Below are 15163 nucleotides of genomic sequence, written 5' to 3'. Positions count from 1 at the left end.
CGTGGCCGCCCGCGAATCCGATGGCGCGGTGTCCCGCTGGGCCGGGGGCTGCTCGACAATCAGGTGGGCGTTGGTGCCGCCCATGCCGAACGAGGACACCCCGGCCCGCCGCGGCCGATCCCCCGACGGCCACGCCGCCAGGGCGGTGTTGACTTGCAGCCCAAGATGATTCAGCCCGGCCTCGGGGTCGGTGTAGTTGAGGCTGGGCGGGATCGCGGCATGTTCGACCGCCAGGGCGGCCTTGAGCAGGCCCGCGATTCCCGCGGCGCTGCCGGCGTGACCGATGTTGGTCTTCACCGAACCGACCCGCACCGGATCGTGCGCGCGCCCGGCGAAGACCTCGCCCAGCGCCCGGGCTTCGATCGCGTCGCCGACCTTGGTCCCGGTGCCGTGCGCCTCGACGTAGTCGATGTCGCCGATGTCGAGGCCGGCGTCGGCGAGCGCGCGCCGGATCACGTCCGCTTCACTGCGCGCCGACGGGACGGTCTGGGCGGCTCCGCTGTGCCCGGCGTTGCCGACGGCACCGCCGCGAATGACGGCGTGAATGCGGTCGCCGTCGTCCAGGGCGGCCGCCAACGGCTTGAGCAGCACCAGTCCGCCGCCTTCACCGCGCACGTAGCCGTCGGCGCGACGATCGAAGGCGTAGGTGTGGCCCGACACCGATACCGCACCGAATTCCCGTTCCAGCATGGCGATTTCGTCGGACAGGTTGAGGTGGACGCCGCCCGCGACGGCCATCGTCGCCCGCCCGGTGCGCACGCTGTCGCAGCCGAGGTGCACCGCCACCAACGAGGACGACTGACCGGAGTCGACGGTCATGCTGGGTCCGCGCAACCCGAAGGCGTACGACACCCGGTTGGCGATCATCGCCCGGCTGATGCCGGTGAAGGTGTGGTGGTCCAGGTTGTCGGCGAGATCGCGCAGCGTCAGGGCCGCGTAGTCGTCCGTCATCGCCCCGAGGAACACCGAGACCTCTTGTCCCCGTATCTTTTCCGGCACCACGAACGCGTCCTCGAGCAGCTCCCAGGTCAATTCGAGGGCCAGGCGCTGCCGCGGATCCATCGCGGCCGCCTCACGCGGCGACAGGTTGAAGAAGTCCGCGTCGAATTCCCCGGCGTCCCCGCCCAATTGGGCGGCCTCACGCCCGTCACGGATCAGGCGCCAGAACGCGGACGGGTCGGGCGCGCCCGGAAACCTGCATGCCAGCCCGATGATCGCGACGTCTGTCGGAGGCAAGTCAGGGGCCGACTTCGTCGTCGAGAATGGCGAACAGCTGACTGTCGGTGGCGGTGGAGATGTCGTCGTCGAACGCGTGCTCGGGGTGTTCCAGCAGCGGTGCCGGTGCCGAGCCCGGCACCGTGTCCAGCAGGCCTTCCAGCCGGGCGACCAGTTGCTTCTTGTCGCCGGGACTGAGGTCGGGCTGATTGAGCAGCGCCTGCAGTTCGCGGGTGATCTCCTCGAAGCGGGCCGTCCGGTCGGGCGGGGTGGCGGCCGCCGCGCCGGGGCCGCCGGTGGCGAGCTGGGTGCCGAGGTGTTCGGCAAGCGCGGCCGGCGTGGGGTGATCGAAGATCAACGTGGGCGAAAGGGCAAGGCCGGTAGCGATTTTGAGCCGGTTGCGCAGCTCGACGGCGGTCAGCGAATCGAACCCGAGATCGCCGAACGCGTCGTCGGCGTGGACGTCCGCGGTGCTGTGACCCAATACCGTGGCCGCGTTGCTGCAGACCAGTTCCACCAGTTCGCTGTGCCGCTGCTCGGGCGACATGCCGCCCAGCCGCGCCCGCAGGCCGGTCAGGGACACCATGTCGGTGTGCTCCAGCATCCGGCGAGCCGGGCGAGCGGCCAGCTGGCTGAGCAGCGGCGGCAACGTGGCGCTGTGCTGCCCCAGCGCGCCCCGATCGAGTCTTGTGCCCACCACCATGGGGTGTTCGGCGAGCAACGCGGCGTCCAGCAGTTCCAGCGCTTGCCGGGTGGTCAACGCGCTCAGCCCGGCGCGGCTCATCCTGGCCTTGTCGCGCTCGCCGAGGTGTTGGGTCATCGCGGAGGATTCTTCCCACATTCCCCAGGCGACCGAGAGTCCCGCCAGCCCGTGAGCGTGGCGATGCGCCGCCAGCGCGTCGAGGAAGCTGTTGGCCGCCGCGTAGTTCCCTTGGCCAGGGGCGCCCACGATGCCCGCCATCGACGAAAACGCCACGAACGCCGACAGATCCAGGTCCCGGGTCAGCTCGTGCAGGTGCCAGGCCCCGTCGACCTTGGCCCGCAGCACGGTGTCCATGCGCGCCGCCGTCAGGGAGGCGATCACCGCGTCGTCGAGCACGCCCGCGGCGTGGAACACCGACCGCAACGGGTACCGCGCCGGCACCCGGGCCAGCAGGGCCGCGACGGCCGCCCGGTCGCCGACGTCACAGGCGACCACCGACACCGACGCTCCCGCGTCGCGCAGTTCGGCGGCCAGCGCGGTCATGCCGTCGGCGCGGTCACCGCTGCGGCTGACCAGCATCACGTGGGGCACCCGGTGCCGCTCGACCAGATGCCGTGCCACCGCCGAACCGGCCATGCCGGTCCCGCCGGTGATCAGCGCGGTGCCGCCGGCCAGCCCGGCGGGCCCGCCCGGCATGGTGAGCACGACCTTGCCGATGTGGCGGGCCTGGCTGACGAACCGGTAGGCGTCGGCGGCGCCGCGCGCATCAAACGCCTTGACGGGCAACGGCACCAGGACGCCGGCCGCGAACAACCTCAGCAATTCCGCCAGCATCTCGGCGATGCGGTCGGGGCCGGCCTCCATCAAATCGAACGCGCGGTACGTCACGCCGGGATGGGCCCGGGCGATGTCGTCCGGGTCGCGCAGATCGGTCTTGCCCATTTCGATGAAGCGACCGCCGGCGCCCAGCAGCCGCAGCGACGCATCGTTGAACTCCCCCGCCAGCGAGTTGAGCACCACGTCGACGCCCCCGGCGAACTGCTGCTCGAAGTCCAGCGTGCGCGAATCCGCGATGTGCGCATCGTCGAATCCCATGGCGCGCAGGGTGTCCCACTTACCGCGGCTGGCGGTCGCGTAGACCTCCGCCCCCCAGTGCCGGGCCAGTTGCACCGCGGCCATGCCCACCCCGCCGGTGGCGGCGTGCACCAGCACCCGCTGCCCGGCGCGCAGGCCGGCCAGCACCGACAGCCCGTAATAGGCCGTCAGGAACACCACCGGCACGGCCGCGGCCTGGGCCATCGACCAGCCGCGCGGCACCCGGGTCACCAATCGGCGGTCGACGGCCGCCTCCGAACCGGCCAGCCCGAAGATCCCCATGACCGCGTCCCCGACGGCCAAATCGGTGACGCCGGCGCCGAGTTCGGTGACGATCCCGGCGCCCTCCGCGCCCAGTTGGGCCGCACCCGGGTACATGCCCAGTGCCACCAGCACGTCGCGGAAGTTCACCCCGGCCGCGGCCACCGCCACCCGCACCTGGCCGGGCTCCAGTCGCGCGGGCGGATACTCCTGGACGGCGAGATCTTCGAGCGTCCCGGCGTCGCCGGCGGCCAGCCGCCACACCGCCGGCGGGTCGGGCAGCTGCAGCAGGGGCCGCCGGTCGGCCGGTTTCAGCCGGGCGCTGTAGGCCACCCCGTCGCGCACCACGACTTGTGGCTCGCCGCAACCGATCACGGCGGCGACATCGAGCGTTCCGTCGGTGTCGACCAGCACCACGCGACCGGGGTGTTCGGCCTGCGCCGAACGCGTCAACCCCCACACCGCCGCACCGGCCAGGTCCGTCACGTCCTCGGCCGCCAGTCCGACCGCGCCGCGAGTCTGCACCACCAGGACCCCGGCCGCCTCACCGGCCAGCCGACTTTGCAGCGCACCCAGGGCCTCGTGCGTCGCCGCATACACCGACGCCACCGCGCCGGCATCCGCCGCCGGTGGCTCCCAGACGGTGAAGTCCGCGCCGAGCCCGTTGCCCGGCAACGACATCGGCGACCACACCACGTCGAGCAGCTCACCGCTTCCCGAACGGGCGGCCACCGCCGCCGTCAACTGGTCGGCCGAGACGGCGCGCGTGACCAGCTCGCGCACCGACAGGACCGGTAGGCCGGACGAATCGGCCAGATCGATCGAGACGGCACCGGGACCGGCCGGCGCCAGCCTGACCCGCACCCGCGACGCGCCGGCCGCGTACAGGCTCACGCCCTCCCACGAGAACGGTAAGACGGTCTCGATCCGTTCGTCGGCCACCCCCAGTGCGTGCAGCGCCGCATCCAGGACCACCGGATGGATGCCGAGGCCGGCGGTCGAGACGCCGGCCTGCTGCGGGAGCTCGACCTCGGCGAAAATCTCGGCGCCCCTTCGCCAGACGGCGCGCAGCCCCTGAAACGCCGGTCCGTAGCCATAACCGCGGGCCGCCAGGCCCTCGTAGGCGCCGGTCACGTCCACGCCGTCCGCGCCCGGCGGCGGCCACATTGACAGGTCGGCGGCCGGTTCCCGCGTCGCGCCGTCGCTGAGCACGCCTTCGGCGTGCAGCACCCAATCACCTTGCGCGGCGCGGGAATACACTGCGACCGAGCGGGTGCCCGCCTCGGCGGCCGCGGTCACCACGACCTGCAGGTGTACCACGCCGGCCGCCGGCAGCGACGGAACCACCAGTGGCGCCGACAGAGTGAGTTCTTGGACCAGCGAGCAGCCGACCTCGTCGCCGGCCCGCAACGCCAACTCCACGAAGCCGGCCCCGGGAAACAGCACCGTGCCGGCGACCGCGTGGTCGGCCAGCCATGGCTGGGCGGCTACCGAAAGCCGGCCCGTCAACACCACACCACCGGAGTCCGGGCGATCGACCACCGCGCCCAGCAACGCGTGCTCGGCCTCGGTGAGACCGAGGCTGGCGATGTTGGCCGACCCCACCGAATCGCCGGACAGCCAAAACCGGCGGCGCACAAAGGCATAGGTGGGCAGCTCGACACGCCGGGGATGCAGATCGGCAAACGCCGCCGCCCATTGCACGTCGGCGCCGGCCGTGAACAGCTCCCCCGCCGCCCGCAACAGCGAGTCGATCTCCGGGCGGCCTTTGGCCATCGTGACCACCGTGGACGCCCGGTCGGCGGTCAGGGACTGTTCCACCGCGGACGTCAACGCCGCGCCCGGCCCCACCTCCAGGAACACCCCGGCAGCCAGGGATTCCGCCAGCCGCACGCCGTCGACGAACCGCACCGGCCGGCGCACGTGGTCCACCCAGTACGCGACCGAGCCATAGCCGGGGCCGGCCAGTTGCCCGGTCAGGTTGGACACCAGGGCGATTCGTGGCTCGGTCGCCGAGACCCCGGCCGCCACCGCCGCGAAGTCGTCCAACATGGGTTTCATCAACGGCGAGTGAAACGCGTGCGAGACCGCCAGCCGGTGCACCCGCGCGCCACCGGCGGCCAACCGGTCGGCGACCGCCCCCACCGCGGCCTGCTCACCGGAGAGCACCAGCGAACGCGGGCCGTTGACCGCCGCGATGCTCACTGCGCCGTTCAGCAGGGGGGCCACCTCGTCCTCGGTCGCGGCCACGGCGATCATCACCCCGCCGGCCGGCAGCGCGGCCATCAGGCGACCGCGCGCCGCCACCAGCCGGGCCGCGTCGGGCAGCGAGATCGCCCCGGCCACGCACGCCGCGGCGATCTCGCCCACCGAGTGGCCGATCACCACATCCGGTGTGACGCCGAACGACTGCCACAGCGCGGCCAACGCGATCTCCACCACGAACAGTGCCGGCTGGGCGAATTCGGTGCTCTGCAACAACTGCGGGTCGGTGCCCCAGATCACCTCGCGCAGCGGCAGCCGCGTGTGCGCGTCCACCGCCGCGATGGCCTCGTCGAAGGCCTGCGCGAACACCGGAAAGCGTTGGTATAGTTCGGCGCCCATGCCAAGCGACTGGGAGCCCTGCCCCGGAAACACGAACACTCGCTTGCCCACCGACCGGGTCCGGCCGACCAGCACGGCCGGATCGGGGCGCCCGGCCGCCAAACCCGCCAACCCCGCGGTCAGGGCGGCCCGGTCGGCGCCGATCAGCACCGCGCGATGCTCGAAGGCCGCCCGGGTGGTCGCCAGCGACCAGCCCACGTCCACCGCACGCGGGCCCGCCTCGACGTTCAGCCGGTCCAGCAAGCGTTGCGCCTGACCCGTCAGCGCCTCGGGCGATCGGGCCGAAAGCACCCATGGCACAACCGAATCGGGCGTCCCCAGAACCGGCTCGGTATCCTCGTCGAGGGCCGCGGGGGGCTGCTCCACGATGACGTGCGCGTTGGTGCCGCTGATCCCGAACGACGAGACGCCCGCCCGCCGTATCCCGCCGTGGTCGGGCCACGGCCGCGGATCGGTCAGCAGCGAGACCGCGCCGGCGGACCAATCCACGTGCGGCGACGGGATGTCCACGTGCAGCGTCTTGGGCAGCACCCCGTGCCGGATCGCCTGAATCATCTTGATCACCCCGGCCACCCCGGCCGCGGCCGAGGTGTGGCCGATGTTGGATTTGATCGACCCCAGCCACAGCGGGCGGTCCGCGGCGCGATCTTGACCGTACGTCGCCAGCAGCGCCTGGGCCTCGATGGGGTCGCCGAGCACCGTCCCGGTCCCATGGCCCTCAACCACATCCACGTCCGCGGCCGTCAACCCGGCGTTGGCCAGCGCCGCCCGGATGACGCGCTGTTGCGACGGCCCGTTGGGGGCGGTCAGACCGTTGGACGCACCGTCCTGATTGACCGCGGTACCGCGCAGCACCGCCAGCACCGGATGCCCCAGCCGCCGGGCGTCAGCCAACCGCTCCAGCACCAGGACGCCGGCGCCTTCCGACCACGAAGTCCCGTCCGCCGCACCGGCATACACCTTGCAGCGACCGTCGGGGGCCAGCGCACGCTGGCGGCTGAACTCGACAAAGGCCGCGGGGGTGGCCATCACGGTCACGCCACCGGCCAGCGCCAGATCGCACTCCCCGGACCGCAGTGACTGCGCGGCCAGATGCATCGAGACCAACGACGACGAGCACGCGGTATCCACCGACACCGCGGGGCCCTCCAGGCCCAACACGTAGGACACCCGGCCCGAGGTCACGCTCAGCGTCGAGCCGGTGAGCCCGTAGCCCTCCAGCTCGCCCTTGACCTCCCCGCCATAGCCGGCGTGGATGACGCCCGCGAAGACGCCGGTCGCCGAGCCGCGCAGCGTGACGGGATCAATCCCGGCCCGCTCCAACGCCTCCCAGCAGATCTCGAGCATCATCCGCTGCTGGGGGTCCATGGCCAGCGCCTCGCTGGGCCCGATGCCGAAGAAACCGGCGTCGAAATCGCCCGCGTCCGCCAGGAAACTGCCCTGCCGGGTGTACATCTTTCCCTTGGTGTCGGGGTCGGGGTCGTACAACCCCTCGACGTCCCAGCCGCGGTCGGCCGGGAAGTCCGACACCGTGTCGCGGGCCTGAATCACCAACTCCCACAGGTCTTCCGGCGATTCGACTCCACCGGCGTAACGACACGCCATGCCCACCACCGCAACGGGCTCGGAGAGCCGGCCCTCCAGTTCCGCGACGCGCCGCCGGGTCCGCCTGAGATCCGCGGTGACGCGTTTCAGGTAGTCGACGTGCTGCGAGGTGCCCGGCATCGTTGCTCCTTGCGGCGGGGGGTCAGCGGCCGAGTTCTTCATCGAGGATCGCAAAGAGTTGGCTTTCGGTGGCGGCGTCGAGGTCGTCGTCGAGGTGTTCGGCGTCGGAAGGCCGGCTCGGCGCAACCGCGGCCAGCAGGTTGTGAATGCGGGCCCGCAGCACCGACTTGTCGTCGGCGTTCCAGTTGGGCGCGCCGAGCAGCGCCTGCAGTTCGCGGGTGATGTCGTTGAAGCGACCCATCAGGTTCGGCGGTTCACCATCACCGGCGTCACCGGCCAGTTGAGTGTCGAGATGCGCGGCCAGCGCGACGGGTGTCGGGTAGTCGAAGATCAGCGTCGGCGAAAGGGTAAGGCCGGTGGCATTTTTGAGGCGGTTCCGCAGTTCGACGGCGGTCAGCGAATCGAAGCCGAGCTCGCCGAAGGCGCTGCTGGAGTTGATGTCCGCCGGATTGGGCACCCCGAGCACCATCGCCGCGTTGGCGCAGACCAAGTCGACCAGCTCGCGGTGGCGCGCCTCGGGGCTCAGCCCGTGCAGGCGCGCCGAAAGCCCCGCCGTCGACGCGGTGACGTCGGTGTCGTCGATGACGCGCCGGGTCGGGCCGGCGACGAGCTCGGACAGCAGCGGGGGCAGCGCGGCGATGTTGTCGGACAGCGCGGCGCGGTCCACCCGCGCGGCCACCAGCACCGCAGCGTCCACCAGCATCGCGGCGTCGAACGCGGCCAGCGCCTGCTCGGTGGACAGCGGCGCCAGCCCGATCCTGCTCATCCGCGCCTTGTCGCGCTCGCCGAGGTGCGCGGTCATCGCCGACGCCTGCTCCCACAGGCCCCAGGCCAGCGACAGGCCGGGCAATCCGTGGGCCCGCCGGTAGGCGGCCAGCCCGTCGAGGAAGCTGTTGGCCGCCGCGTAGTTCGCCTGACCCGGGGTCCCCACGATCCCGGCCATCGACGAGAACACCACGAACGCCGAGAGATCCAGGTGCCGGGTGAGCTCGTGCAGGTTCCACGCCCCGTCCACCTTGGCGCGCAGCACCGCGTCCACCCGATCCGGGGTCAGCGATGAGATCAGCCCGTCGTCGAGAATCCCTGCGGCATGGACGATTCCGCGCAGCGGATACTGCGCCGGTATCCCGGCCAGCATCCGTGCGGCGGCCTCCGGGTCGGCGACGTCGCAGGCCACCACCGATACCCGCGCGCCGCAGCGCTGCAGGTCGGACACCAGCTCGGCGACCCCGGGCCCCCGGTCGCCGGTCCGGCTGACCAGCACCACGTGGGCCACCCGGTAGCGCTCGACGAGGTGGCGGGCCAGCGCGGAACCGGCCATGCCGGTGCCGCCGGTGATCACCACGCTGGCCCCGGCCAGGCCACCGCCGCAGCCGCTGAGCACCTCACCGGGACCCGACGGGACGGTCAGCGCGACCTTGCCGATGTGGCGCGCCTGGCTGAGGTACCGATAGGCCGTCGCGGCGCAGCGGACATCAAACGTCTTGAGCGGCAACGGTGTCACGATTCCGTCCGCCAGCAGTTCGGTGATCTCGGCCAGCATGGCCGCGGTGCGGTCGGGACCGGCCTCCATCAGGTCGAACGCCCGGTACACCGCACCCCGGTGCTGATCGGCGACGACGCGCGGATCCCGCACGTCGGTCTTGCCCATCTCGATGAAACGACCGCCGGGAGCCAGCAGCCGCAACGACGCGTCGGTGAACTCGCCGGCCAGGGAGTTGAGCACGACGTCGAAGCCGGCACCGTCGGTCGAGGACGCGAACGTCTTCTCGAACTCCGTCGTGCGCGAATCGCCGATGTGGTCGTCGTCAAATCCCATCGCGCGCAGGGTGTCCCACTTGCCGCGGCTGGCGGTGACGAACACCTCGGCGCCCCAATGCCGCGCCAGCTGCACCGCGGCCATGCCCACCCCGCCGGTGGCGGTGTGCACCAGCACCCGCTCACCGGCGCGCAGCCCGCCCAGCACCGACAGCCCGTACAGCGCGGTCAGGAACACCACCGGCACGCCCGCGGCCTCGACCAGCGACAGCCCCGGCGGCACCGGCGTCACCACGCGCTGATCCACCACCGCTTCCGAACCGACGACCCCGAGCAACCCCATCACCGCGTCTCCGACGGCCAGGCCGGTCACGTCGGGGCCCACCTCGACGACGACGCCGGAGCCCTCGGCACCCAGCCGGCCTCCGCCCGGATACATTCCCAGGGCCACCAGGACGTCGCGGAAGTTGACCCCGACCGCGGCCACCGCGACCCGCACCTGCCCGGCGGTCAATTCCGGGTGCGGGCAACGGCTTACGACCAGGTCCTCGAGGGTACCCTCGCCGCCGGCGTCCAATCGCCAGCCCGCGGAGGGCAACTCGACCGCGGAACCGGCGCGCACCGGCCGCAATCGCGCCGCATAGGCGACGCCCTGGCGAACCACCACTTGCGGCTCGCCGCAACCGATCACCGCGCTGACATCGACCGAGCCGTCGGAGTCGATCAGGACCACCCGGCCCGGCTGCTCCGCCTGCGCCGAGCGCACCAGGCCCCACACCGCCGCCCCGGCCAGGTCCGAAACGTCCTCGCCGGCAAGGGCGACCGCGCCGCGGGTCTGCACGGCCAGCACCCCGGCGTTCTCGTCGCGCAACTCCGACTGCAGCACCGCCAAGATCTCGGCGGTCGCGGCGTGCACGGACTTCACCACGTCGCCGCCGTGATCGCCCGGCTCCCACAGCGTCACGGCGACGCCACCGGAGCCCAACGCGACCGGCGACCAGGTGACGTCGAGCAGGCCCCCGCCGAGCGGTCGGCGGGCGGGGGCCGCCGCCGTCAGCTGCCCCGGCGCGACCGGCCGCATCGCCAACGACCGCACCGAGAGCACCGGCAGCCCCGCCCCGTCGGCAAATTCCACCGAGACGGCGCCGGCGCCGGCCGGTGCGATCCGGACCCGCGCCCGCGACGCACCCGACGCGTGTAGCGACACGCCCTGCCAAGAGAACGGCAGCACGGTGTCGTCGTTCCCGGCGGCGAGGCCGAGCGCGTGCAGCGCGGCATCCAACAGCACCGGATGTATTCCGAAGCCGCCGTCGGGGGCGGCGGCATCGTCGGGCACGGCGACCTCGGCGAAGATCTCGTCGCCGCGCTGCCACATCGCTCGCAGGCCCTTGAAGGCGCCGCCGTAGTCGTAGCCGCGCCGCGCCAGCCGCTCATAGGCGTCGGTGACGTCCACCGCGGTCGCCCCGGCGGGCGGCCAGCTCGAGAGGTCCGCGGCCGGTGTAACGGCGCCCGGCCGCAGCAACCCCTCGGCATGCAGCACCCACTCCGAATCCGGCTGCGCGTCAATCGAATACCCTGCCAGCCGCCGCCGGCCCGACTCGTCGGGGGCGCCGACCACCAGCTGCACCCGCACGCCCCCGGCCGCGGGCAGCAGCAAGGGCGCCGAGATGGTCAGCTCGTCGAGCACCCCGCAACCGACCTCGTCGCCCGCGCGGATGGCCAACTCGACGAACCCCGCACCCGGGAACAACACCGTGTCGCCGACCGCGTGATCAGCCAGCCACGGGTGGGCCGCCGTGGACAACCGGCCGGTCAGCACCACGCCGCCGGAATCGGGCCGCGGCACCACCGCGCCCAGCAGGGCGTGCTCGGCCGCGGCCAGGCCCAGGGTGGCGACGTCCTGCGACCCGGTCGACCCGCCAGGAAGCCAAAAATGTTGCCGGACAAAGCCATACGTCGGGAGGTCGACGCGGCGGCCATCGAGACCGGACAGCGCGGCCCGCCAGTCCACCGCCACGCCGGCGACGTGGGCCGCGGCGGCCGAGAGCCAGAAGCGGTCCAGGCCGCCGTCATCGCGGCCCAGCGACGGGATGACGCACCCCCGCTCGCCGTCGGGCATCGTCTCTTCGATGGCGGCCATCAGCACCGGATGCGGACTGGATTCGATGAACGCCTGATAGCCCGCATCGCACGCGCTGCGCACCGCCTTCTCGAATTGCACGGTGCTGCGGATGCTTTGGAACCAGTAGTCGGCGTTCAGCCCCGCGGTGTCCAGCGGTTCGCCGGTGACCGTGGAGAAGAAGGTCACGGCGGACGGCCGCGGCGCCAGCCCGTCCAGCGCGGCGGCGAGGGGGTCCCGAATCGCCTCCACCTGCGCCGAGTGGGACGCGTAGTCGACGTCGATCTTGCGGGCCCGGATGTCGTCGGCCTCGCACCGTTGCATCAGCTCCGCCAGAGCGTCCACCTCGCCCGAGACCACCACCGCCGCAACGCCGTTGACGGTGGCGATGTTGAGCCGGTCGCCCCAGGCGGCGATGAGCTGCTCGGCGCGCGGCAGGCTGCAGGCCAGCGAGACCATGCCGCCCCGGCCCGACAACCGCACCAGCAAGCGGCTGCGCAGCGCGACCACCCGGGCGGCGTCTTCCAGCGACAGGGCGCCCGCCACGTAGGCCGCCGCGATCTCGCCCTGCGAATGGCCGATCACCGCGTCGGGTGTGACGCCCACCGAGCGCCACAGTTCGGCCAGCGACACCATCACCGCCCACAGCGCCGGCTGCACCACGTCCACGCGGTCCAATCCGGGTGCGCCCGGCACCCCGCGGATGACGTCGATCAGCGACCAGTCGACGTGCTCGGCGAGCGCCTTGTCGCACAGCTGCAGGTGTTCGGCGAATGTCGGTGAACTGTCCAGCAATTGGGCACCCATGCCGGCCCATTGCGAGCCCTGGCCGGGAAACACGAACACCGTCTTGCCCATCGGCTGGGCCCGGCCCACTACCAGGCCCGCGCCCTGCTCGCCGGCCGCCAGGGCCGCCAACCCGCGCAGCAACTGCGCGCCGTCGGCGCCCACGACCACCGCGCGGTGCTCGAAGCGCGACCGCGTCGCGATCAGCGACCAGCCCACGTCCAGCACCCGCACCCGGGGATCGGCCTTCACGCGGGCCAGCAGCCGCGCGGCCTGATTCGCCAGCGCCTCACCCGAACGGGCCGAAAGCACCCACGGGACGATGACGTCATCGCCTGGGGGCGCGGCGTTTTCGAGCTCCGCGGCGTACTGCTCGACGATGACGTGCGCGTTGGTGCCGCTGATGCCGAAGGACGAGACGCCCGCGCGCCGCGGCCGGTCCACGGCCGGCCAGGGCCGCCGTTCGGTCAGCAGCGACACCGCCCCGGCCGTCCAATCCACGTGCGGCGTCGGCTCATCCACGTGCAGCGTCTTGGGCATCACCCCGTGGCGGATCGCCTGCACCATCTTGATCACCCCGCCGGCCCCCGCCGCGGCCGAGGTGTGACCCATGTTCGATTTGATCGAGCCCAGCCACAGCGGCCGATCGGCCGGCCGGTCCTGGCCGTAGGTGGCCAGAACCGCCTGGGCCTCAATGGGATCGCCGAGCGTGGTGCCCGTCCCGTGGCCCTCGACCAGATCGACGTCGGCGGTGTCCAGCCGCGCGTTGGCCAGCGCCGCCCGGATCACCCGTTGCTGCGATGGCCCGTTGGGTGTCGCCAGGCCGTTGGACGCGCCGTCCTGATTGACCGCCGATCCGCGGACCACGGCCAGCACCGGATGCCCGTGCCGGCGGGCGTCGGCCAGCCGTTCCAGCACCAGCACCCCGACGCCTTCGGAGAACCCGGTGCCGTCGGCGGCGCCCGCGTACGCCTTGCACCGGCCGTCGGCGGCCAGCGCCCGCTGGCGGCTGAACTCGATGAACATCGCCGGGGTGGCCATCACCGTCACGCCGCCGGCCAGCGCCAGATCGCACTCGCCGGAACGCAACGACTGCGCCGCCAGGTGCAAAGCCACCAACGACGACGAACACGCCGTGTCCACCGAGACGGCCGGGCCCTCGAACCCCAGCGAATAGGCCACCCGGCCCGAGGCCACGCTCAGCGTCGAGCCGCGCAGGCCGTATCGCTCCAGGTGGCCCGGCACCCGTCCCTGGCCCCCGTAGGAGCCGTGGAATATCCCGGCGAACACGCCGGTCGCCGAGCCGCGCAGGGTGGCCGGGTCAATTCCGGCCCGCTCCAACGCCTCCCAGGACACCTCGAGCAGCAAGCGCTGTTGCGGGTCCATCGCCAGCGCCTCGCTGGGCGCGATGCCGAAGAACGCGGCATCGAAATCGCCGACGTCCGAGAGGAATCCGCCGCATCGGGCGTACGACTTGCCGACGGCGTCGGGGTCGTCGTCGAACAGGCCCGTCAGGTTCCAGCCGCGGTCGGCGGGGAACTCCGAGACCACGTCGCGCCCCTCGACGACCATCTGCCACAAAGCCTCTGGCGAATTCACTCCGCCCGGATACCGGCAGCCCATGCCCACCACCGCCACCGGTTCGGTTGCCGCGCCCAGGTATTGGCGGTTTTCGCGCTTGAGCCGCTCGTTTTCCTTCAGCGACTGGCGAAGGGCCCGGACGAGCTCTTCGGTGTTGCCGTTCATGGCAGGCGGCCTCTCGTGTCACTCATGGCGATACTTCCTGCCGTCGCACCGCAAAAACGCGGACGAGGATCAGTGCCAACGCAATAGCACCAGCTCGGAACAGAATCCAGGCCCCATCGCCAGCATCAACCCGGGGCTGTCGCTCGGCGGCGGCTTGGCCATGGTGTCGCGCAGCACGTGCAGCACCGACGCCGACGACAGGTTGCCGATCTCGCCGAGCGAGCGCCAGGTCAGTTCGAGGGCCTCGGGCGGCAGGTCGAGCGCGGCGTTGATCGCCTCGATCACCTTGGGGCCGCCGGGGTGGCTGACGAACGCGCCGATGTCGGCGGTGGTCAACCCGTGTGCTCCGAGGAACCCGGTGACGTCGTCTTCGAGGTATTGCTCCACGACGGCGGCGACGTCCTTGGACAGCACCAGTTCGAAGCCGGTGGTTCGCACGTCGAAGCCCATGGTGCGCAGGGAATCGGGATACAGGTGGCTGCGCGAGTCGAGGATGCTGGGCCCGCTGGCGGCCAACCGTTCGGCACGACGCTCGCCGACGGCCACCACCGCCGCGGCCCCGTCGGCGAACAACGCGCTGCCGACCATGCCGGCCAGCGACGGCGTGTATCCGGGATAGGTCAGCGAGCAGAGCTCGACCGAGATCAGGGCGGCGACGGCGTCGGGCGCGCCGCGCAGGTAGTCGTGCACGCGGGCCACCCCCGCGGCGCCGGCCACGCAGCCCAGCCCGAACAGCGGCACCCGTCGCACGTCGTCGCGCAGGCCGAGCTTCGCGGCGATCCGGGCGTCCACGGAGGGCACCGCCAGGCCGGTGACCGTCGTGGTGATGAGCACGTCGACGTCCTCGGGCCGCAGCCCCGCCTCGTCGAGCGCCCCGGACAGCGCCTCGCAGCCCAGCTTCACGGCGTGTTCGGTGAAGATCCGGTTGGCCAGGCCGAAGTCGGTCAGCGCGGGGTACTGCTCGAGCGGCAGCACCAGATGACGGCTGCCGACTTTGGCGCTGGCGTGTAGCTGCCGGACGATGTCCTCGTAGCCTTCGAACTCCGGGATGCTGACGAAGAAATCGGTGAGCTCGCGCTGGGAGTATCGGTGCGGCGGTAACGCACCGAAGACGCCGGCGACGACGCTCATTTTTCTCCCACCCCTTGGTG

At 72.0% G+C, this 15163-nt stretch carries 4 protein-coding genes; all 4 read right to left on the bottom strand.

Features of this window, described 5'->3' with window-relative positions:
- A partial coding sequence (locus A5622_RS26770; RefSeq protein ID WP_197508106.1) for a polyketide synthase occupies positions 1-1236 on the bottom strand: 1236 nt, incomplete at its 3' end.
- 1 nt (position 1237) lies between these two features.
- Positions 1238-7603: an SDR family NAD(P)-dependent oxidoreductase gene (locus A5622_RS26765; protein ID WP_369829258.1), complete on the bottom strand. Its 6366-nt coding sequence runs from the start codon at positions 7601-7603 to the stop codon at positions 1238-1240.
- 22 nt (positions 7604-7625) lie between these two features.
- The gene (locus A5622_RS26760; RefSeq protein ID WP_066882296.1) at positions 7626-14012 is read right to left on the bottom strand and encodes a type I polyketide synthase; all 6387 of its coding nucleotides are present in this window, start codon (positions 14010-14012) and stop codon (positions 7626-7628) included.
- 69 nt (positions 14013-14081) lie between these two features.
- On the bottom strand, positions 14082-15143 hold the full coding sequence (locus A5622_RS26755) for a type III polyketide synthase (RefSeq protein WP_066870480.1): 1062 nt from the start codon (positions 15141-15143) through the stop codon (positions 14082-14084).
- Positions 15144-15163: the final 20 nt, after the last annotated feature.

The sequence above is a fragment of the Mycobacterium sp. 1245801.1 genome (genome assembly GCF_001673055.1).
Classification (GTDB): Bacteria; Actinomycetota; Actinomycetes; order Mycobacteriales; family Mycobacteriaceae; genus Mycobacterium; species Mycobacterium europaeum_A.
This window is presented reverse-complemented; position numbering and strand designations above follow the sequence as displayed.